This window comes from Citrobacter sp. KTE30 (assembly GCF_000398825.1).
GTDB classification, from domain to species: Bacteria; Pseudomonadota; Gammaproteobacteria; order Enterobacterales; family Enterobacteriaceae; genus Citrobacter; species Citrobacter freundii.
The window spans coordinates 3,397,618-3,420,060 of sequence record NZ_KB976055.1 but is presented as its reverse complement, the minus strand read 5'-3'; the positions used below and the strand labels follow the sequence as shown (position 1 = coordinate 3,420,060).

Below are 22,443 nucleotides of genomic sequence, written 5' to 3'. Positions count from 1 at the left end.
CGATTGATGACCTGGTGGCGGATATCGCCACCATCTTTCACTGGTCGCCGTCCATCACTGACGTTATGCCGCTGACTGAGGTGCTGGAGTGGCGGCACAAAGCGATTCAGAGAAGCGGGGCCAGCGATGAGTGACAATAACCTGCGTCTGCAGGTGATCCTGAATGCGGTTGACAAACTCACCCGCCCATTTCGATCCGCGCAGGCCAGCTCAAGGGAGCTGGCTGCTGCTGTCAAAAAATCCCGCGATGCAATAAAGCAGCTTGATCAGGCCGGGAGCAGTCTGGACAGCTTCCGAAAGCTACAGGCAGAAAATCAGAAACTGGGCGACCGGCTGAACTATGCCCGCCAGCGTGCAAATTTACTCAGTCATGAGCTGGGTGCGATGGGGCCGCCTTCCCAACGGCAGGTTGTTGCTCTGGGCCGTCAACAGCTGGCTGTTCAGCGTCTGGAAGAACGCCAGAAAAAGCTGCAGCAGCAGACTGCGCTGGTGCGCGCAGAGCTTTATCGTGCCGGTATTTCAGCCAGTGATGGTGCCAGCGCGACGGCCCGCATTGCCCGTGAAACAATGCGTTATAACAGGCAGCTTTCTGAACAGGAAGCCAGGTTACGACGTGTAGGGGAGCAACAGCGAAAAATGCACGCCGCCCGTGCGGCATACTCCAGGAGTCTTGAGGTAAGGGATCGCATTGCAGGAGCCGGGGCCACCACCACGGCAGCGGGGCTGGCAATGGGCGCGCCGGTTATGGCTGCAGTTAAGAGCTACGCCAGTATGGAAGATGCCATGAAAGGCGTGGCAAAGCAGGTAAACGGGCTGCGGGACGATAACGGCAACCGTACAAAACAGTTTTATGACATGCAGGATGCCATCAAGGCTGCCAGTGAGCAACTGCCGATGGAGAATGGCGCTATAGACTATGCCGCGCTGGTTGAGGGGGGCGCGCGCATGGGCGTGACCAACCAGGACGACCCTTACGAAGACCAGAAACGTGACCTGCTGGCCTTTGCATCCACGGCAGCAAAAGCTGCAACGGCCTTTGAGCTGCCCGCCGATGAGCTGGCGGAAGGGCTGGGGAAAATCGCACAGCTCTATAAAGTTCCGACGCGCAATATTGAACAACTGGGCGATGCGCTGAACTACCTGGACGATAACGCCATGTCAAAGGGCGGGGACATTATCAACGTCCTGCAGCGTATGGGGGGCGTGGCTGACCGCCTTGACTTCCGAAAGGCCGCAGCGCTGGGTTCAACATTCCTTTCTTTGGGGGCTGCCCCGGAAATCGCCGCCAGCGCCTCTAATGCCATGGTGCGTGAACTGTCTATTGCCACCATGCAAAGTAAACGCTTCTTTGAAGGTATGGACCTGCTGAAACTCAATCCGGCGGAGATTGAAAAGCAGATGACCACCGATGCCATGGGCACCATCCAGCGGGTTCTGGAGAAGGTCAACAATCTGCCGCAGGATAAACGCCTGTCAGCCATGACAATGATTTTTGGCAAAGAGTTTGGTGATGATGCGGCAAAGCTGGCTAACAACCTGCCGGAGCTGCAGCGCCAGCTGAAACTCACATCAGGCAGTGGTGCTAATGGTTCCATGCAGAAAGAATCCGACATTAACAAGGATTCATTGTCTGCGCAGTGGTTGCTGGTTAAGACGGGCGCGCAGAACGCTTTCAGCAGCCTGGGGGAAACGTTGCGTCAGCCGCTAATGGATATTATGGGCATGGTTAAGGGCGTGACCGGGGCGCTGCGTCGCTGGGTGGAGCAGAATCCCATGCTGGCTGGCACGCTGATGAAAGTGGCGGCGGCTACGGCGGCTGTCACTGTCGGGCTGGGTACACTTGCCGTGGCAGTGGCTGCTGTGCTGGGGCCGATTGCGGTAATTCGGTTTGGCCTGTCAGTGCTGGGTGTAAAAACATTACCTTCCGTTGCTGCAGCGGTAACACGTACTGGCGGTGCCCTGTCATGGCTGGCAGGTGCGCCACTTTCCCTGTTGCGTCGGGGTATGGCGTCATCCGGTGGCAGTGTCGGGTTACTGAGTGCCCCGCTTAATTCCCTGCGTCGCTCAGCCGGAATGGCGGGTAATGCACTGAAAACGGTCGCAGGTGCGCCGCTTGCCGTGTTCCGTGCCGGTATGTCAGGCATCCGTAATGTTATCGGTATGGTGATGAACCCGCTGGCGGCGTTGCGGGGTGGGCTGACAGCTACCGGTGGCGTATTGCGTTTTCTTGTTTCTGGTCCGCTGGCATTACTTCGCGGCGCGCTGTTTGGTATTTCCGGCCTGCTGGGTGCGCTGCTCAGTCCGATAGGGCTGGTTGTGGCTGCGCTGGCTGGTGTGGCGCTGGTTGTGTGGAAATACTGGCAGCCCATCAGTGCATTTCTGGGGGGCGTTGTGGAAGGGTTCAAAGCCGCTGCTGCACCCATCAGCGCCGCCTTTGAGCCGCTCAGACCCGTGTTTCAGTGGATTGGTGACAGGGTGCAGGCCTTGAGGGGCTGGTTCAATGATTTGCTGACCCCGGTTAAATCCACTTCCGAAGAACTGAACAGCGCAGCTGCAATGGGGCGCCGGTTTGGTGAGGCGCTGGCGGAAGGTCTGAATATGGTGATGCACCCGCTGGAATCACTTAAATCTGGTGTGTCGTGGCTGCTGGAAAAGCTCGGTATTGTCAGTAAAGAGGCGGCAAAGGCGAAACTGCCCGCGCAGGTTACGCAGCAGCAGTCCGCCACGGTGAACAGTGACGGCAAAGTGGTGCTGCCGCCCGGCGGGTTCCCGGCTTACGCGGGGATGTACGACACGGGCGGGATCATTCCACGCGGGCAGTTTGGCATTGTTGGAGAAAATGGCCCTGAAATTGTGAACGGACCGGCAAATGTCACCAGCAGGCGGCGTACTGCTGCGCTGGCCTCTGTCGTTGCTGGCGTGATGGGGGTAGCTGCGACACCTGCAGAAGTGGCTCCGCTTCATCCGTTCAGTCTGCCTGCGAGGGCATACCAGAAGCAGCCAGTGAAGGCTGACAGCCCGCCGTCAGTTATTCGTTATGAGATAAATGCGCCCATTCATATCGTCGCGCAGCCGGGACAGAGTGCGCAGGATATTGCCCGTGAAGTGGCACGCCAGCTTGACGAGCGGGAACGCAGAGCCAGGGCAAAAGCGCGCAGCAATTTCAGCGATCAGGGGGGGTATGAATCATGATGATGGTGCTGGGTTTATATGTATTTATGCTGCGCACTGTCCCTTATCAGGAACTGCAGTATCAGCGCAGCTGGCGACATGCCGCCAACAGCCGGGTGAACCGCCGTCCGTCAACGCAGTTTCTTGGCCCGGATAACGATTCACTGACACTGTCCGGGGTTCTGTTGCCGGAAGTCACCGGGGGCAGGCTGTCATTGCTGGCGCTGGAGTTGATGGCAGAGCAGGGCAAAGCCTGGCCTTTGATTGAAGGCAGCGGAACCATTTACGGCATGTTTGTTATTGAGAGTCTGAGCCAGACAAAGACGGAGTTTTTTGCCAGCGGCATGCCCAGGCGCATTGAGTTTACGATCACCCTCAAACGGGTTGATGAGTCGCTGTCTGACATGTTCGGGAGTCTGAGTGACCAGCTCAGCAACCTGCAGGACTCTGCTGCCTCTGCGATTGGGGGGATTAAAAACACGGTAGGAGGATTGCTGCAGTGAACGTTAATTCTGATTTCCTGAATCTGCACAGCAAAAGCCCGGCATTCAGTATCGTCATTGAAGGTAAGGACGTGACGACCGTGCTGGATACCCGCCTGATGAGTCTGACGCTGACGGATAACCGGGGCTTTGAAGCGGACCTGCTTGAACTGGAGCTGGACGACGCCGACGGGCTGATCGCCATGCCGCGACGTGGGGCAGTGATTCAGCTGGCGCTGGGCTGGAAAGGCCAGCCGCTTTTCCCTAAAGGGGCTTTTACTGTGGATGAAATTGAACACAGCGGTGCCCCTGACCGGCTGACCATCCGGGCGCGTAGCGCAGATTTCCGTGAAACCCTCAATACACGGCGCGAAAAATCATGGCATCAGACAACGGTGGGGGAGGTGGTAAAGGAAATAGCCGCCCGGCATAAGCTCAAAATGGCGCTGGGTAAAGACCTGACGGATAAGGCGCTGGATCATCTGGACCAGACCAATGAAAGCGATGCAAGTTTTCTGATGAAACTGGCGAGACAGTATGGGGCGATTGCTTCCGTTAAGGACGGGAATCTGCTGTTTATCCGGCAAGGACAGGGAAGAACGGCGAGCGGCAAGCCACTGCCGGTTATCACCATCACGCGCAAAGCCGGTGACGGTCATCGGTTCACCCTTGCTGATCGTGGTGCCTATACCGGTGTTATTGCCAGCTGGTTGCATACGCGTGAACCCAGGATAAAAGAGACAACCAGTGTTAAGCGTCGTCGAAAGAAAACCACCACACCCAAAGAGCCGGAAGCAAAACAGGGCGATTATCTGGTGGGAACGGATGAAAACGTGCTGGTTCTTAATCGTACATACGCCAACCGGAGCAATGCAGAGCGCGCAGCAAAAATGCAGTGGGAGCGTCTGCAGCGTGGGGTTGCTTCATTCTCCCTGCAGCTCGCTGAGGGACGGGCTGATCTCTATACGGAAATGCCGGTGAAGGTTACAGGGTTTAAGCAGCCGATTGATGATGCAGAATGGACCATTACCACCCTGACGCATTCTGTCAGCCCAGATAATGGATTTACGACCAGCATGGAGCTTGAAGTAAAGATTGATGATTTAGAAATGGAATAAATAAGTTCTTAATATTGATTCTTTGTGTATCATTATTGAGATTTTAACGGTGGCGGAGAAGAAAAAAATGATGAATTGCCCAAAGTGTGGACATGCGGCGCACACCCGGAGCAGTTTTCAGGTTACTGATAGCACGAAGGAGCGTTACTGCCAGTGCCAGAACATTAATTGCGGCAGCACATTTGTCACCCATGAAACGGTTGTACGATTTATCGTTACGCCGACAATAATCAATAATGCCCCGCCACACCCTACGCCAGGTGGTCAAGGGCACATGAATTTTTAAAACAAGAACCTGCTGCGGCAGGTTTTTTTATATATCAGGAATTTCACCCGTTTCTATAAAATGCACAAAACTTTCTTCATCAATGATGATCGTACCCTTCATGCGTGCAGCATTTACTTTGGAAGGACCTGCATTGTATCCGCAACAGAGCATCTGCAGATTTTGAGTAACTGAACTTCTCACTGTCAGGCTGTTAGCCTCGGCAACTTCAATCAAACGCTCTTTATCCGCCTTTTTGAAACCTGTAAAACAGATGTCAAAAGTTAGAGTTTTAGGCTTGGTCGCTTTGGTTAGATGGATGTAATTTTCTGGTAGAAAGGACAGACAGGCTTGCTGTGCTTCATCAGCAGATGTGCATTCTTGAAGTATTCTATCTTTACGAAATGTTCTTATTGAATGAGCTGATTGGCATATACCCTGAATGTGGTTTTCGCTGTGGCTAACACTGCTTATTGAATGGGCACCAATGCGCGCATTCGCATTGATGTAAACAAAGTGCATTTCTTCCATGTGAATCACCTTTATTACACAAACGGCTAAGACGTTAATGAACGGTGGGCAATTTGGCTGCCGCCATTTTGCCGCCACAGCCAAACAAAAAGGGGTTACGTTTGCACGTAACCCCTTGTTTTATTTGGTGGAGCTGGCGGGAGTTGAACCCGCGTCCGAAATTCCTACATCCTCGGTACTACATGCTTAGTCAGTCTTTACATTCGCCTGGCACCTGCGGACAGACACGCCACTACCAGACTAGCCTGATTAGATTTAACGCTTCAACCCCAGGCAGGGCCTCCACGCGATCTCTTTTGGGTTTGACCTCTCTTTGATCCCCGTCTTAAGAGCGGAAGCTAGGGAGAGAGGGCTCAGAGCAGGTTATTAAGCTGCTAAAGCGTAGTTTTCGTCGTTTGCGACTATTTTTTTGCGGCTTTTTACGAGGCCAACCGCCCCTCGGCATGCACCTTGGGTTTCGCGAATCCCGTCGAATCCAGAATCAGCCCCAATGTGTTAGATCAAGTATAACAGACTTGTGACACGCGTGACCAGCCCCCGCAACCCCTAATCCTCAAGGATTTAGCGCTCACGCAGCGCTTCTTTTGCGCGATTAAACGGTTTGATTAAATAGTCGACGATGGTTTTTTCACCTGTTTTTATATCCACTGTGGCAATCATGCCCGGTACGATGGAGAAATGGCGTCCCAGTTTGTTCTGTAAGAAGTCCTGATGGGTGCGGATAAACACGCGGTAATAGAAGATTTCCGGTTTCACTTTATCCTGAATGGTGTCCGGTGAGATGGTTTCGACTACGCCTTCCAGACCGCCGTAAATGGCGTAGTCATAGGCGGTTATCTTCACCAGCGCCCGCTGGCCAGGATGGATGAACGCGATATCACGCGGCGACAGGCGGGTTTCGATCAGCAGATGATCGTCCAGCGGCACAATCTCCATCATCTCGCCGTTGGGCGGAATAACGCCGCCAATGGTGGTGACCTGGATATTTTTCACAATACCACGCATCGGCGCGCGTACGGTCAGGCGGGTGACGGAATCCTCGCGTCCTTTTAAAATAGCCGCCAGCATATCCACTTCGGCGTTGGCTTTTGACAGCGCTTCCCGCGCCTGCACAAAGTATTGCGAGCGCAGGTCGGTAATTTTTAATCCCAAATCGCTTTTTTGGCGTTGCAGGCGCAGCACTTCTACGTGGCTGGCGGCACCGCTTTTCTCCAGCCGTTGGGTGATGGCCAGCTCTTTATTTACCGAGACCAGCGCATCCTGCAGTTCCGCCATTGAATCCGCAAGCTGCGCGCGGCGGCTTTTATACAGGCGAGTTTCGGAGGCGATGAGATCCGGCCAGGCGCGCAGTGAATCGGGAAAGACCAGCGGCAAATCGTTAACTTCGGCATTGAGCCTTGCGCTGGAGGCCAGTGAGGCGCGATAACGGGCGGCGCTCTCCCCAACGTTGGACTCTGAACGGGTGGGGTCGAGGCGAGCAACAATTTGATTAGCCTGGACTTTATCTCCCTCGCGGACCGTCAGTTCGGCGAGAATACCGCCATCCAGTGATTGCAAGACTTGTTCACGCGAGCTGGGGATCACTTTCCCGCTGCCGGTTGAGACTTCATCCAGCTTGCCGAAATATGCCCAGATACCCAGGACGGCAAACAGCAGCGTGCTGAGCAGAATAATGCGGCTGGCCCCGGAAAAACGGTGCTCGCGGCGAATATCGAGGTCGTCCATAGCGGCATCATGCGGATTGGTTTTCATTTTTCCACTCCCGACCGTGAGTAGGGGCAGGTGCCCGGCTCGCATTCAACGCCTGCGCTTTCGGGGCATCCATGACCAGTTGACCTTCTTTCAACACCACCACGCGTTCGACCAGTTCCAGAACCGGTACGCGATGGGTGGCGACAATCAATGTGCGGTTACCCAACCACTGGTTGAGGCGCTGAATAAATTCCCGCTCGGTATGTTCATCCAGCGAGGCGCTGGGTTCATCGAGCAGCACGATATTGGGCGATCGCAGCAGCATTCTAGCCAGCAGGATCGACTGCCGTTGTCCACCGGACAAACCGTTGCCGCCTTCCATAATGGGATGCGCCAGCCCTTTGGCGAGCTGTTTAACGAAAGCAGCCGCGCCGCTGACCTCCAGCGCTTCGAAGATCTGCGCATCGCTGGCGTGCGGTGCGCCGAGGGTCAGGTTCTCGCGTAGGGTGCCGAAAAACAGTCGCGCATTCTGGCTGAGAAAACCGATGTTGCGGCGTAAATCGGCCATATCGATTTGCACCAGACTCAGGTTATCGAGCCGGACATCGCCCTGGATAATCTCCACACCACCCGCCATGGCCTGCAGCAGCGTTGATTTCCCGGCGCCGTTACGCCCGAGGATCGCCACCCGTTCGCCGGGCATGACCTCCAGGCGCGAGATCCGTAGTGGAACGCGCTGATCATCACTGTGGTAGCGAAAGTGTGCGTTCTCAAACTGATAATGGCCGTGAAAAATCTCCTGATGCACCCGGTCTTCGTCGTACTGCGTTTCGGTGGGAAGCTGCATGATGCTGTCTAATCCCATCTTCGCCGCCTTAACCTGTTGCCAGCGGGCCAGCACGCCGCACAGATTAGCCATCGGGGCAATCATTCTGGAACCGAGCATTGAAGCCGCCACCACGGCGCCGGTGGTCATCGTGCCTTCAATGACCATTGGCGCGCCGAACATAATGATGGCGGCGTAGACCAGGCTTTGTACCGACATGCCCCAGCCAATCAGCCCTTGAGTCAGCTTACGCGTGCGTAGCCCTGACTCTCCGGTAATACGGATATAGCTGTTCCACTGCTGTAAAAAGCGGTTTTCCGCCTGCATCAGCTTGATGTCTTCCAGCCCCTGGACGCTTTCGACCAGCACCGCGTTACGCAGGGTGGATTCATGGGCAGCCTGGTTGGCAAGCACAGCCAGCTTCTTCTGTAACAGCAAGCCAGGCAGGATCATCAGCAGGGCCGCGACGGGTGCAATCCACGCCAGCGGCGGGGCGATAAATGCCAGCACCACGATAAACAGAAAGAAAAACGGCAGATCGACAATGGTCGACATGGTCGAAGAGGTGATCATCTCGCGAACTTGTTCCAGCTCGCGCAGTTGAGAAATAAAGCTCCCCGTCGAGCGGGGGACGGCGCTGTTGCGCAGCCGCAATGCGTGGCTAAACACGCGATCGGAAATGCGCATATCGGCGCGTTTGCCGAGCAGATCCATTATGTGGGTACGCGCTTCGCGCAGCAAAAAGCCAAACAGCACCGCTACCAGAACACCGGTAGAGAGAACATACAGCGTTGGATAAGACTGGGCGGGGATCACCCGGTCATAGACCTGCATGGAAAAGATAATCCCGGCGAGCGACAGGACGTTAATCAGAAAGGCAGCAATCATGACCGGCAGGTAAGGGCGGATGTCCTTTAACACCAGTTTGCGCATCCAGTCGGGCTTGAAGCGCGAAATATAGCGGTCTACCCGACTGTCCTTCAGCGCCGACAGCGGGCGCAGCGCGGTAATGCTCACGATCTCCGGCAGAAGTTCTGCAATCGTTAACCTGTTACGCTGGCCCTCTTCGGCGATGATGAAAACATCTAACGTATCTTCGCCGTTAAAATGTTCTATTACCATCAGTTGGCCGTCGCGCAGTTCCGCCACCACTGGCAGGTGCCATTGACCGAACGCCTGCGTGGCGGTATTCAGCGCATGAAATGACAGTCCCGCCTGACGCGCCAGTTGCGACAGGGCCGTGGCCCGGCTTTTTCCCGCAAACCATGGGGCGTTGGCCTGGATTGCGCCAGGAGAACAGGCCACGCGATAGTGATTGGCAATATGCGTCATCGCCTGCGCCCACTGGCTCAGGGCGTGTTCGCCAATTACATCATCCGCATGTGAACCGAGGTCGCTCATAGCTTGATCTCCACCGATTGAATGCTGCGATTATTTAAGGCGAACGCCTGGCGAAGCGAGCCGGTGTTATAGAGACAGTTCAACTGGAGCTGGCGCAGCTGGTTTTGAGTCTGGAGTTCAGCAAAACGGGCCTGATACACCTCTTGCTCGGCGTTAAGCACGTCGAGCAGCGGGCGCGAGCCAAGGTCCAGATATTGCTGTTGATAAAGCTCGCGCGTTTGTTCGCTCAGCCGCTGTTGGCGACGTAGAATTTGTAGGGCGGTGGCGAGGCTCATCGCCTGGCTGCGGGACTCCAGTAATTTCTGCCGTACTTCGAGTCGGGTGCGCTGGATGGAGTATTGTGCAGATTCTACCGCATGGCTGGCGGCGTTGCGTCTGGCGGTGAGTCCGCCTCCCTGATACAGCGGCATCTCAACTTTTACCCATGCAGAATACTGGGTTTTGTCGAGTACCTCATGGCTGGGGTATTTGTCGTTGAGATAGTGCTGAACCGACGGCTCCAGAGAGATGGTGGGCGTCATCTGCGCGTTGGCGTAATCGAGATTTGCTTGCGCTACATTCGCTTGTGCCCAGGCCGCCAGGACCGCGGGAACCAGTTTATCGTCCGGTTTGACCACATCACAACTGCTGTCCAGTTTGACCGGGAATTCATTGCTGATGCCGTTAAGCGAGTTCCAGCCGAGGAAGCTCATCAGCGTTGCCTTGCTGCTGTCGAGATTGGCCTGATACTGCGCCAACTGAGAACGTGCAGACTCGATACGCGCATCGGTTTGCACCACGTCTGACAGCGAGGTTGCCCCTTCATCATTGCGTTGACGGGTCAGCCGACCAATGCCGTTTAAGGCGGTGAGCTGCTCTTCGGCGGCGTCCACCATTTGCTGCCACGTCTGCACCTGGACTATCGCGTTGGCGGTGGCGTGGGCGATGGTATCAATACTGAGTAACACATTCGCCTGCTGTTGTGCGGCTCCGGCGGTCTCGGCGCGGACCTGGCTTGCCACTTTGCCGAAGTCGTACAGCATTTGCGATACCGAAATCACCAGCGCCGGGCTAAAGCCGTGGTCGGTGTAGGTATTGCTGTAACCGTTGTTCATTCCGGCAGAAACCTGCGGGTAATATTTTGACTTCGCCACGTCGATTTGCTCGTTTTGCGAGAGCAGTTTGCCGATGGATTCACGAATAGAAGGATGCCAGCTCACGGCACGACTCACCGCGTCGTTGAGCGTCAGGCTACCGGGAGCGGCGGCACTTAGCGGCAGATCGGCAACCGCGCCGTCCAGCGAGGGAAGCATCTGGCTAGTGGCCAGTCCTTCCGGCGTAATAATTTGCGGTTCATCTTCGGCATTCACCCGCAGGGTACAGAGCGTTAATGCCAGCAGTAAGGCAACAGGCGCGACATTTCTCATAGATTATCCCTTACAAAATACGGCAGCGACGACTGTTATTGCCCCGGATGTCATCGCATCCGGGGCTGTAGTTATGGCGCTTTAACGCTATATGTTCACTTCAGGGCACAATGTGATTTTGTTGCACCAGCTCGTCGAGCGTGGTGTGTACGTTCTCCAGCGTGATGAGATTGGTTGAGTGATAAGTGTTGCCCGTACCGTCACGGTCGATGGCAATAACCGTGTTGTTACCGCTGGTGGTAACGGTGAGGTAGTTACCGAGCGTCGCGTTCTGCCCGTTCCAGCCCACCAGCAGGTCACCGATATCGATTTTGTCACCCTGGGCCAGCGAGAAGTTGGTCCAGGTGTCCGCTGTTCCGTTACCGCCGGTAGCGTCGTTGGCATTGAGCAGGTGATAAATCAGCGTATCGCCGTAGGCGCTGCCAGTCAGGCGATCGGCATCGACAGTACTCACCACTTGCGGATTCATATTGATGGTCAGCGTAGCGGTATCGGTATGGCCATTCAGGTCGTTAAGGGTGTAGGTAAATGTCTCTTTGGTGACGATGGTGGAGAGCGAGACATCGCTGTTGAGGGCATAGGTGTAATGACCATCAATGCCAATGGTCAGTTTGCCGTACAACCCGTTAATGATGGCGCTGGTCGTGCTGCTCAGCGGATCCAGCGTGGCGGCGCTGCCGCCCGTGCCATTCACCGTTAGCAAGGTATGCACACTGGCAATATGGTCTCCGTCATAAATATTGCCGGTGACGCTATTCGCTGTGGAAGTCTCGAAGTTTTGCAGGTCGATTATCGTGCCTTTCACGCTGGGGGTGATGGTGATATTCCCCAGCCCCAGAGCCCCGACGCTGCCGGTATAGTCGAGGCGATAGTTGCCGGGGTGCAGTACTACCCCGCTGAGGGCAATATCAATATTGCCTCCAATCAGCAATCCGCCATTGAATGAGTTACCGGCAATCTTGATGTTGTTGCTGTCATACAGCGCCCAGGTGACGGTCAGTCCGCCCAGCGTCAGACCTGAAGCGACGTTAAAATGCAGTATGGCGTTTTGCACCGCCGTTCCCGTCGCGACTTCAATGACGCCAGTACCATTTTGTGAGGTGGGTGAAAGGAGTTGGGCGCTCCAACTGGCGTTCCCAACGCTGTTGTCGGTAAACGACCTGGATGTATCGGCCTGGGTGGTGACCGCCATCTGGCTGCTGATGTCGTTTACGGCATCCAGCGCCTGTGGGGTTGCCGTAATGTTCAGCGACGCGCTGCCGGTATCGCCGTTTGGTGCTTTGACCTTATACACAAAGCTGTCCGGCGTATTGATACCGTCTGCGCCCAGTCCGCTTCTCAGCGTGTAGGTATAGTTCCCTTTCGCATCAATAGTCAGTGTGCCGTACTGTCCGTTAATGGTGGTAGTGCCTGTTGTGTTAACGGTGACACCGTTAACTTCGGTGATAACGGTATTAGCCGGAGCCGAGTCGTTGGCCAGCAGATTTCCATTGGTAGCTGCACTCAGACTGTCGACGGCGTAGGTGTGATCGGCCTGAATATTCAGGGTATAGCTGGTCAGTAGCGTCAGGCCGCCGGAAGCATTAAGCAGGAACAGATAGTCACCGCCCGGCAGTGTAATGGTATACGCCGGTGAGCTGCCGCCCAGCAGGGCGGTGACCCAGTTCGGCTGTACCCGGTACTGCTCATACTGCTGAATAGACTCGTTGAAGCGGTAGACATAGAGATCAAAGCCGCCCAGCGTTACGCCAAGTACGTTGGCCTGAACCGTGATCGTTCGTGTCGCGCCGTCATCAACGTTGAATTTAATCGGGTTGGTCAAACCGTTGACCAGGCTGACATCCAACAATTGTCCCAAACCAACGCTGGCGAGCGTGAAGCCGGTTTGTTGTGATGGATGGTTGTCGACTGCGATGACCTGCGTCCCGTAAGTCAGCGCAGCCACATCGTCTGCCGCCGTTACCGTGCTGGTGGTTGGGGCCTGACCCAGCGTGACCACCAGTTTTGCCGAGGAGTGATCGCTGCCATGCGTTAGCGTGTAGGTAAAGCTTTCGGAACGTCCATACACTGAGATTGACGTATTGGTCAGAGTATAGGTGTAGCTACCATTCTGATTGATATGCAGGGTGCCGTATTTTCCCTGCACATCAATGCCGCTCACCGGGATGTTCACCACGTTGCCGTTACCGTCAGTGATGGTGGTGACCAGCGTGCCGGAAGGGGCGTTATCCTGCCCATTGGCGGGATCGGTATCGGTGATGATATTGCCAGACTCGGTAGTACCACCGGTGATGGTCCCTGCGCTGGCTTTTACCACCGAGACATCAAGGCTGGTGTATGCCCCTGTCGCCAGTAGGTTGGTGTTGTAGCTGACTACGCGGTAATCCCCGCCAGTCAGTCCGCTGTAATTGAGCGTTACGCCCGAGGCGCCCAGGGTGAGCAGGCTGGCAAAGTCTGGTTTCCCGGTATCCACCACCGTTACCCAGGCATTCAGCGCGGTGTCGAAGCGCTGGATGACGACTTCAAGCGTGTTTAACAGCGACAGCACCACGCCGGTCGCTGCGGCATTGATTGTAATGGATCCGCTGCCGCCAGAAGCGATGCTGAAATTGACGCTTGCTGTATCGTTCCCCAGCACGTTGGCGACATTTCCCAGCGCATTGACCAACAGGAAACCATAATCGCTTTGATGCTCGGTGCTGACGGTGACATCGGTTTGTAGAGGCAGACTGGTGACATTGTCTTCAGCCAGCAGCGGCAATACCGGCGCGATAGCGCTTGTTGGCAATGAGGTATTTCCCGCCGCATCGGTCGCCGTGGCGGACAGCGACTGACCCTCAATCTGGCGAACCGGCAGGTTGACGCTGTAGACACCGCTGCTGTTGGCGATTGCCGTCACGCTGGTGCCGCCGGGCAGAGAGATGGTAACCGTGCTTCCCGCTTCGGCGACGCCACTGATGGTACCGCCATCGGCGCTGATCAGTATCGTTGGCGCGGTCGGCGGCGTGGTATCCACAATCACGCTGAACGAACCGGACACCCCGCTTACGCCGTTGGCGTTTGTTGCCGTGGCGGTAAACGCGTGGTTACCTTCGCTGAGCGCGCCGGATGGGGTAAAGTTCCAGAGGCCGTTACTATCTGCGGTCGTACTACCCATGAGTACGCCGTTGTTGTACAGATTGATGATGGCGTTAGCCTGCGCCGTTCCGCTAAGGGCTGGACGGGTATCATTGGTGGTTTTACCTGCCGCGACCAGACCTGTAATTGTGCCCACGTCGTCAAATACGCTGGCAATAACCGGCGCAGGCGGTACACCAGTAAACGGTGCCAGCACGTTACCCGCTGTGCCGATGTTGCCTGCGGCATCCTGTGCGCTGACCAGCAGCGTTTGCCCACTGATTTGCGGTGGGCTCAGCGTGAAGGTGAAATTACCGGAGGCGTTGGCTGTTGCGGTACCAAGTACGGTTCCGCTGCTGGAGGTGATGATTATCGTACTGTTTGCTTCGGCAACGCCGGTCAGCGTGGTGCCGTTGGCGTTGACCGCCAGACCGGTTGGAGTACCCGGTGCGACGGTATCGACCACAATTGCAGAGGCAGACGATAGCCCGCTGGTATTACCTGCGGTGTCTGTTGCTGTGATGGTGAAGGAATGCGTCCCCTGACCCAACGCCGTAGGTGGCGTGTAATTCCAGCTGCCGCTGCCGTCCGCCGTTACGCTGGTTACAAAGGTGCCGTTATCATAAATATCGACCCGAGCGTTGGCTTCCGTGGTGCCGTTTAACGTTGGGCGTGCGTCGTTGGTTGGCTGATTATTGCCAATCGCCCCGATGTTTGGCCCAACATCGTCAATAATGCTGCTGATTGAAGGCTGCGTTGGTGCCGTGGTGTCGACCACTACGCTAAAGCCTGCCGTTGCGCCGCTGGTGTTACCCGCCGCATCGGTAGCGGTGACGGTGAAGGTGTGCGATCCATTCGCCAGCGGCGTGGTTGGGGTAAACGTCCAGCTGTTATTACTTTGTACCAGCGCCGTGCCCAGCAGGGTGCTGCCGTCATAGATGCTGACAGTGCTGCCCGCTTCGGCGGTACCGTTGAGCGTTGGTCGGGCATCGTTAGTCAGTTGCCCGTTGCTAAGCCCCGCGTTGAACACACCGCCTGCGACGTCATCCACCACCGAGGTCAGGAGCGGCGCTGACGGCGCGATCGTGTCAACGTTGATAATAAATTCGCTTGAGGTGGGGCTGACGTTCCCGGCGGCATCCGTGGCAATGGCGGTAAAGACATGCTGGCCGTTGCCCAGTGTGGCAGGCAGATATTCCCAGGTGCCATCTACTGCCGCTGTCACCGTCGCCAGCAGCGTGCCATTATCGTAGATGGCTACCCGGGCACCGGCTTCCGCCGAGCCGTTCAGTACGGGACGAGTATCATTGGTGTAAGCGCCGTTCGACAGCGTTCCGGTTCCCGGCACCACGTCATCAAAAGCCTGGATAATCGTTGGCGCAAGCGGGGCAACAGTATCAACAACGATGTTAAATCCAGCGGACGTTGGACTAACGTTTCCGGCTGCGTCGGTTGCTGTCACCGTCAGCGCGTGGTTACCGTTGCCAAGCGCGGTTCCCGGCGTGAAGCTCCAGGCGCCTGTACCATCCGCTGTGATTGAACCGATAAACGATCCGTTATCGTAAATTCTCACCGTGGAATTGGCTTCAGCCGTACCGCTGAGGGTAGGGCGCGCATCGTTTGTCGCCTGGCCGTTGTTCAGATTTCCGGTCAGCGGGCCGACATCATCTGCAACCTGAGTAATCACTGGTGCTGCCGGTGCTTGTGTGTCGACGGTGTAGGTAAAGCCGCCTGAAGGCAGACTGGTATTGCCTGCGCTATCTGTCGCCGTGACGGTCAGAGTATGCAGGCCGTTACCCAATGCCGTTGAGGGCGTAAAATTCCAGGTTCCGCCTGCGCCGACGATGGTGGTGCCAATGGGCTGACCATCGTTCAGGACGGTAATGGTCGCGCCAACTTCACCGGTACCGCTGAGCGCCGGGCGACTTTCGTTACTGATTTGCCCGTTGGAGATTAGCCCGGTTGTCGGCGCGGTATTGTCCTGAACGGTGAGAATTACCGGTGCAGACGGGGCAACTGAATCGACCAAAACGGTGAACGAGGCAGAAGCTCCGCTGGTGTTGCCCGCCGCATCCGTTGCGGTCACCGTAAAGATATTTTCCCCCTGCGCCAGCGCGTTTGTTGGGGTGAAGCTCCAGCTACCGGAGCCATCGGCATTTGCGGTGCCAATGATCGTTCCGTTACTACGAATGGTGACAATAGCATTAGCCTCGGTCGTGCCACTTAGTGTTGGTTGGGCATCATTGGTCAGTTGGCCGTTGGTCAACAGCGTGCTTCCCGGCTGATCGTCGATGACCGAGGTAATACTTGGCGCGGCGGGCGCCAGCGTATCGACAACTACGACGAACGGTGGCGCTGCCGGGCTGATGTTGCCCGCACCATCCGTGACGGTGGCTGTCAGCGAGTGGCTGCCTTCACTGAGCGCAGGGGCTGGCGTAAAGCTCCAGTTACCGCTGGCATCGCTGGTGGTTGTGCCAATCACTGTGTTGCCATCACGGATGGTGACAATTGAATCTGCCTCGGTAACGCCCGTGAGCGTTGGGGTATTATCGTTAGTTGACTGTCCGGACGTCAGGTTTTGAATGGTGCCAACGTTGTCTGTGACTGTGACAATGGAGGGGGCATTCGGAATTAAAGTATCAACAATGATCAGAAAATCAGCGGAGGCATCGCCTTGGTTGCCAGCAGCATCGGTTGCGCGAGCGGTAAAGAGGTGATTGCCTTCTCCCAGCGCGTCTGTCGGGGTAAAGCTCCAGAATCCGTTGCTGTTTACCGTGGTTGTGGCATAAGCGATACCGTTATCGTAGAGGGTGATGGTTGCTCCTGCTTCGCCGGTTCCGTTTAAGGTCGGGCGTGAGTCATTGGTAATTTGTCCTTTATCCAGCGGTCCACTGCCGGGTGAAACGTCATCGATAATGCTGGTGATGAGCGGTGCCAGCGGCGCGGTGGTGTCGATGGTAATGGCATAATTGGGTGACTGCCCGCTGGGTATTAAGTTGACGGTTTGTGACACTGCGAAGTTATAGGTTGTGCCGTTAGTTAGCGGGGTGAGCAACTGATAACCCCAGGCGCCGGAAACCGCATCGGCGGTGACCGTGGCGATAGACGCGCCATTTTGATAGATAGTCACTGTAGCCCCAGCCGTGGCGGTTCCTTGCAACCGCGGTAAAGTGTCGTTGGTGGTTTTTCCGCTGCCGATTTCGCCCATGCCGGGGGCTACGTCATCCACGATCTCAAGAGTTGGCGGGTGCGGAACGCTGGATATTGAGGCGGTAAACGGTGTTTCTCCGCTTTGGTTACCCGCTGGATCCTGAGCGATCGCGTTCAATGATTCACCCGCCGTCTGCGCTGGTGAAATGGTGACAGAGAAGATACCTGAACCGTCTGCCACCCCCTGGCCGAGAATGGTGCTACCGCTGCGAATAATCACGGTACTACCAGCATCGGCTGTACCGCTAACCAGCGTACCGTTCGGATCAACGCTGGTAACGATAGGCATTGCAGGAGGTAGCGTATCAACAATCAACGTGACAGGATTTCCTGCCGGCAGCACATTACCGGCAGCATCTTGTGCGCCGAAAGTCAGCGTATGAATCATGTTGGGCGTGAGGGGAACATCTATGCTCCAGGAGCCATTCGCGCCCACGGTGGTTATCGCGATGGGAATGCCACCGTCATAAATTAACACCGTACTGCCCGGCGTACCCGTCCCGCTAATGGTTGGGGTGGTATCGTCCGTGACGCTACCGCTGGTGAGCGAGCCGGTAATCACGCCGACGTTATCTTCGATATTCGTCACGAGTGGCGCTGTGAGCGGGGTGGTGTTCACCGTAAACGAAATGCTGTTTGAGCTGCCGCTGATGTTACCTGCCGCATCGGTTGCGGTAGCGGTCAGCGTGTAGTTGCCGTTTGCCAGCGCAGTCCCGGGCGTAATACTCCAGGTGCCGCCAGCCACCGTTGCCGTACCGATCACTACACCGCTGTTATACAGGGTGATGATATCCCCGTCAGTGCCAGTACCGCGAATGGTTGGCGTGGCGTCATCGGTCACGGCATTGGGCAAGAGATCGCCTACCGAGCCACCGACGTTATCATTGGCGGCGATAATCACCGGAGGTGCAGACGGCGTCGTGTCGATGTTCAGTGTTATGGCATTCGACGGCTGGCTAACGTTGCCAGCCGGATCGGTTGCGGTAAGGGTTATCTGGTAAGTACCAGGGGAAACCGGTGCTGATGGAGTAAAGCTCCAGGTTCCGTCTGCACCTACTGTTGCTGTTCCCTGCAAAGGGGGAGTGCCGTTCAGATAAACGGTAATCAAATCCCCAACGTTCCCTGTACCGCTAAAGGTTGGCGTGGTGTCATTGGTGTTGCCATTCGTGACCACGCCCGTTACCGGAGCCACATCGTCAGTAATGATAGGGGCGTCAGGCTGCGCGGGAGGCGTATTGTCTACCGTCAGAGTGAAGCTAGCCGATGGGATCCCCGTATTACCTGCAGCGTCAGTCGCCGTGGCGGTGAATTTGTGTGGCCCCTCGATGAGCACGGGATCTGGGGTAAATGTCCAGGTTCCATTTGGTTGAACGGTGGCGGTGCCAATACTGACGTTATTGTCAAAAATAGTAATGGTTGCGCCCGGCTCGCCCGTACCGGAGAGGGCCGGAGCGGTACTTTTCGTACTACCGCCGTTCGCCAGAGCAACGGTGGCGCTGCCCACGAGTCCTTCACCGGCGATAATCACCGGAGCCGCTGGTGGGGTTGTATCAATGGTCAGCGTGAAGTTCCCGGCGCTGCTGGCGTTACCCGCCGCGTCGGTTGCGATAGCCGACAGCGCATGTGGACCTTCACTCAGCGGTTGAGTGACCTGGAAACTCCAGGCGCCCCCGGACACGACCGTTGCGGTTCCAATAAGTGTGGCGCCATCATAGATAGTGATGGTGGAGTCGACGGTCCCGGTCCCCTTCAGCAGCGGCAGGGTATCGTTTGAACGGCTACCGGTGGGCAGATCGGTTGGTGCATTCCCGACGTCGTCGGTTGCGGTCAAAATCACGGGGGTCCCAGGTGCTTGGGTATCCACGGTAACACTGACTACGATGGGCGAGGTAATGACGTTACCGGCTGCATCTGTTGCTGATACCGTAAACTGGTGGATGCGATCGTTGAGCGCCAGATTGGTTGGAACGGTATAGCTCCAGGTCCCCGAGCTGTCGATAAGCATCACCGTCATCAGCAGACTGCCATCGTACAGGCTCACGAGCGAGCCCGGCTCACCGGTACCTGAGAGGGTTGGCGTGTTGTCGTTGGTAATCCAGGCATTGCTCGTGACGTTACCGGCGCTGCTGCCAACATCAGCGTTAACCAGCGTTATGACTGGCACTGTCGGCGCGATGCTATCGACAATGATTTTCCAACTGGCGGCAGTGCTGGTGTTATTAGCGGCATCGGTTGCCGTCACTGTAAATACGTGTGCCCCCTGGCCCAATGCCGAGGTGGGCGTATAGTTCCAGTTACCGTTGATATCAGCGGTAATGGTCGTAAGCAGAGTTCCGTTATCGTAAATTTTGACCTGAGAGCCGGCCTCAGCTTTGCCCTCAATTTTCGGTTTATCGTCGTTGGTTAAACCATTGTTATTGATGGAGCCTGTGATATCGGCGACGTCATCAGTAACGGCAATGATAACGGGTTGGTTTGGCGCGGTGAGATCCGGGGCAACAGCCGAAGTTGGCAGGCTTTCGTTACCAGTGCTGTCCGTTGCGGTGACGTTTACTGTTTCATTGTTGATTTTCGACGGGGTGATCTGGACGGTGAAATTGCCGCCGCTGTCAGCCTGACCCACGCCAATAGGAGCCCCGTTGCTGTCTTTGACGGTGACGGTACTTCCGGCTTCGGCGTGACCGCTAACCGCGCCACCATTTCCTGCAACTGTGACGCCTGTCGGCGCATCAGGTGCGGTGGTGTCCGGTGCGTTGACAGAGGCGTCGTCGCCCTTGTTGCCTGCGGTGTCGGTCGCATTTGCCGTAAGGGTCTCGCCGTTGGTTTGTGGCGGAACCAGAGTTGCGGTGAAATCCCCATCCGTATCGGCAGTTACCGTACCAATGATATTGCCATCTGGATCCAGAATATTGACCGTACTGTTGGGTTCGGCCTTGCCGGTGACCTGGTCGCCAGTGCCATTAACTAGCAGGTTTGTTGGGGGTTGTGGCGCGGTAATGTCTGGTGCAAGCGCAGTTTCTGGTGGGCTTAGGTTCCCAGCTGGATCGGTGGCGATAGCGGTAATGGTTTCGCCATTGGTCTGTGGTGGGTTAATGGTGATGGTAAATGTGCCATCCGGCCCGGCGACGCCGCTGCCGATCTGAGTTCCGCCACTGCCGATGATAACTACGGTATTGCCTGGCTCGGTCGTTCCGGTGACGACAGTCCCATCCGCAGATACGTTGAGATCATCAGGTGGCAACGGTGGCTGGGTGTCGATGTTGATATTGAACGCTGGTGACATGCCTCCTGTACCTGACTGGTTTGTCGCGGTGGCGGTGAAGGCGTGTAGCTCATCTGATAACGGGGAGCTGGAAGTCCATGTCCAGTTACCGTTACCGTCAGCCAGTACGCTGTCGATAATTGTGCCGTTGTCGTAAATAGTCACCGTGCTGTTGGCATCGGCAGTGCCAGAGAGCGTGGGGGTATTATCGTTGGTGGCCTGATTGTTGCTCAATGGCCCGGTTGATGGGGAGAAGTCATCCATCACGCTGACGATAACCGGTACGCCAGGATAGCCCGAGTTCGTCGCATTGAATGGGGTATCTGGCCCGATGTTACCAGCCTGGTCCTGAATCTTCGCGATTAGCGCTTCACCGTGCGTCTGTGAAGGTGAAATCGCGATGACGAAATTGCCGGTTTGGCCGACCGTGGTTGAACCCAAAATCTGATTATTACTACCGATGATAATGACCTGGCTTCCTACCTCTGCACTACCGGTTACCTCGGTGCCTTCCGGATTAACGGAGGAAATGACCGCGCCTTCAGGCGGGGTAGTATCGACGGTGAATGTAGGTACGCTCGTTTCCGCGCTCACGTTACCCGCATCGTCAGTTTGCGTCAGCGTCAGATTGTGAACACCGTCGCTAAGCGGTGTGTCCGGCGTAAATGTCCAGTTGCCATTGTCATCCACCTGGACCATACCAATCAGAATGCCGTTATCAGAAATGCTGATGTAAGAACCGGCTTCGCCAGTGCCTGTGAGCGTTGGCGTGGCATCGTCGGTTACGCTGTTATTACCGATCAAGCCTTTAATGGAACCGGAATCGTCAGTTACTTCTGTGACCACAGGGGCGTCGGGGACAAGCGTATCGACAATAATCTCCCAACTGTCCGATATGCCGCTGCTGCCCGTACCGTCTGAGGCGCTTACGGTAAACTGGTGGGTACCGTCTGCGAGTGGAGAGGATGGCGTAAACGACCAGTTGCCGTTGGCATCGATAGCGACCTGGCCGATTTCTACGCCGTTATCAAAAATATGCAATGTAGCATTTGCGGGGCCGGTGCCCTGGAGAGTGGGCGTATTATCGTTGGTGGATTCCTGCTGATTAACAGGACCAGTAATCAGCTCCTGGTCATCGATTACGCTGGTAATAACCGGCACATCTGGTGCGTTAGGTGTTGTCGTTGGCGGATCGCCACCATCGCCATCGCCATTACCGTTTCCACCACCATCGCCGTTGCCGTTGCCATTACCGCTTCCGGCGTTATTATCGCTCCCTCCGCCGCCACCGCCGCCACCGCCGCCACCTGCGGCAAGGCCAATTCCGCCAGCAACCGCGATCCCGCCAAGAACCCACGGCCAGACGGCGCCGCCTTCATGGCTTCCCTCGGCAGTCATTAGCGGAGTGAGATCGTCTAAATGCTGGAAGTGGAACGCTCCATCAGTATCCTGAACCCACCACAGCGCGCCATTGCTGTCTTCCAGAACAAGCTGGTTTTGCGCATCACCTTTTCCGACGTAGAAGTTTTTAATGGTGATGGTTTCACCCGAGCGGAGTGTGACAACCAGATCCTGATTAACGCGTGTCAGTTGACTTACCTCCTCACGCGACACTGACAGTTTCACGATAGAAGGCGAACTGAGCGTAACTTCAGAGGATTCAACATTTGTGGAAACGCCAGTTAATTTTGATACAACGGCGAGTAGACGCATATGTTCACTCCTGATGGCATGTCGGGAGTATTAATCCGCAACAGCGAGCTGGGAAAATGAGCAGACAGGGGCCCCGTTCATCATAAAGATGAATTTACACATGTAATTACATTGATTAGGTCATGCAGATGTTCGTTTACTTAGTAAATACGTTCGGGAACTGCCGACAGAATAGTTCTTTCGTATTAGATGATATAGTCAGAAAGAAAGTATTCTGCAACTTATCCATATTAAAAATATATTTGGCTA

10 protein-coding genes and 1 other RNA gene are annotated in these 22,443 nt (G+C 55.9%); 5 read left to right on the top strand and 6 right to left on the bottom strand.

Features of this window, described 5'->3' with window-relative positions; genetic code table 11:
• Positions 1-14 precede the first annotated feature (14 nt).
• The 5 genes from WC1_RS23965 (at position 15) to WC1_RS23960 (ending at position 5,057) form a co-directional block, all read left to right on the top strand.
• On the top strand, positions 15-134 hold the full coding sequence (locus WC1_RS23965) for a GpE family phage tail protein (protein ID WP_001397628.1): 120 nt from the start codon (positions 15-17) through the stop codon (positions 132-134).
• The gene (locus WC1_RS06915) at positions 127-3,192 is read left to right on the top strand and encodes a phage tail tape measure protein (RefSeq protein WP_016150796.1); all 3,066 of its coding nucleotides are present in this window, start codon (positions 127-129) and stop codon (positions 3,190-3,192) included. Before WC1_RS23965 ends, WC1_RS06915 begins: the two co-directional genes overlap by 8 nt.
• Positions 3,189-3,674 carry a phage tail protein gene (locus WC1_RS06920; RefSeq protein WP_000980407.1) on the top strand — a complete coding sequence of 162 codons (486 nt, stop codon included), beginning with the start codon at positions 3,189-3,191 and terminating at the stop codon, positions 3,672-3,674. Before WC1_RS06915 ends, WC1_RS06920 begins: the two co-directional genes overlap by 4 nt.
• A complete protein-coding gene (locus tag WC1_RS06925) occupies positions 3,671-4,771 on the top strand; it encodes a phage late control D family protein (RefSeq protein ID WP_016150795.1) in 1,101 nt (366 codons plus the stop codon). Before WC1_RS06920 ends, WC1_RS06925 begins: the two co-directional genes overlap by 4 nt.
• Positions 4,772-4,838: 67 nt before the next feature.
• Positions 4,839-5,057, top strand: a complete 219-nt coding sequence (locus WC1_RS23960; RefSeq protein WP_023184674.1) for an ogr/Delta-like zinc finger family protein — start codon at positions 4,839-4,841, stop codon at positions 5,055-5,057.
• A 27-nt stretch (positions 5,058-5,084) separates the two neighbouring features.
• Here WC1_RS23960 and WC1_RS06930 read toward each other — a convergent pair whose 3' ends face one another.
• From WC1_RS06930 to WC1_RS06950, 6 genes are all read right to left on the bottom strand, one after another.
• Positions 5,085-5,567: a BRCT domain-containing protein gene (locus WC1_RS06930; protein ID WP_016150794.1), complete on the bottom strand. Its 483-nt coding sequence runs from the start codon at positions 5,565-5,567 to the stop codon at positions 5,085-5,087.
• A gap of 125 nt (positions 5,568-5,692) precedes the next feature.
• Positions 5,693-6,056: a transfer-messenger RNA gene (ssrA, locus tag WC1_RS23955) on the bottom strand.
• 72 nt (positions 6,057-6,128) lie between these two features.
• On the bottom strand, positions 6,129-7,292 hold the full coding sequence (locus tag WC1_RS06935) for a beta-barrel domain-containing protein (RefSeq protein ID WP_085951585.1): 1,164 nt from the start codon (positions 7,290-7,292) through the stop codon (positions 6,129-6,131).
• A gap of 7 nt (positions 7,293-7,299) precedes the next feature.
• On the bottom strand, positions 7,300-9,486 hold the full coding sequence (locus tag WC1_RS06940) for a type I secretion system permease/ATPase (RefSeq protein ID WP_016150793.1): 2,187 nt from the start codon (positions 9,484-9,486) through the stop codon (positions 7,300-7,302).
• Positions 9,483-10,892 (bottom strand): TolC family outer membrane protein, encoded by a 1,410-nt coding sequence (locus WC1_RS06945; protein ID WP_003845860.1) that lies wholly within the window; start codon positions 10,890-10,892, stop codon positions 9,483-9,485. The genes WC1_RS06940 and WC1_RS06945 overlap by 4 nt, the downstream gene beginning before the upstream one ends.
• 100 nt (positions 10,893-10,992) lie before the next feature.
• A complete protein-coding gene (locus WC1_RS06950; RefSeq protein ID WP_016150792.1) occupies positions 10,993-22,194 on the bottom strand; it encodes a BapA/Bap/LapF family large adhesin in 11,202 nt (3,733 codons plus the stop codon).
• Positions 22,195-22,443 lie beyond the last annotated feature (249 nt).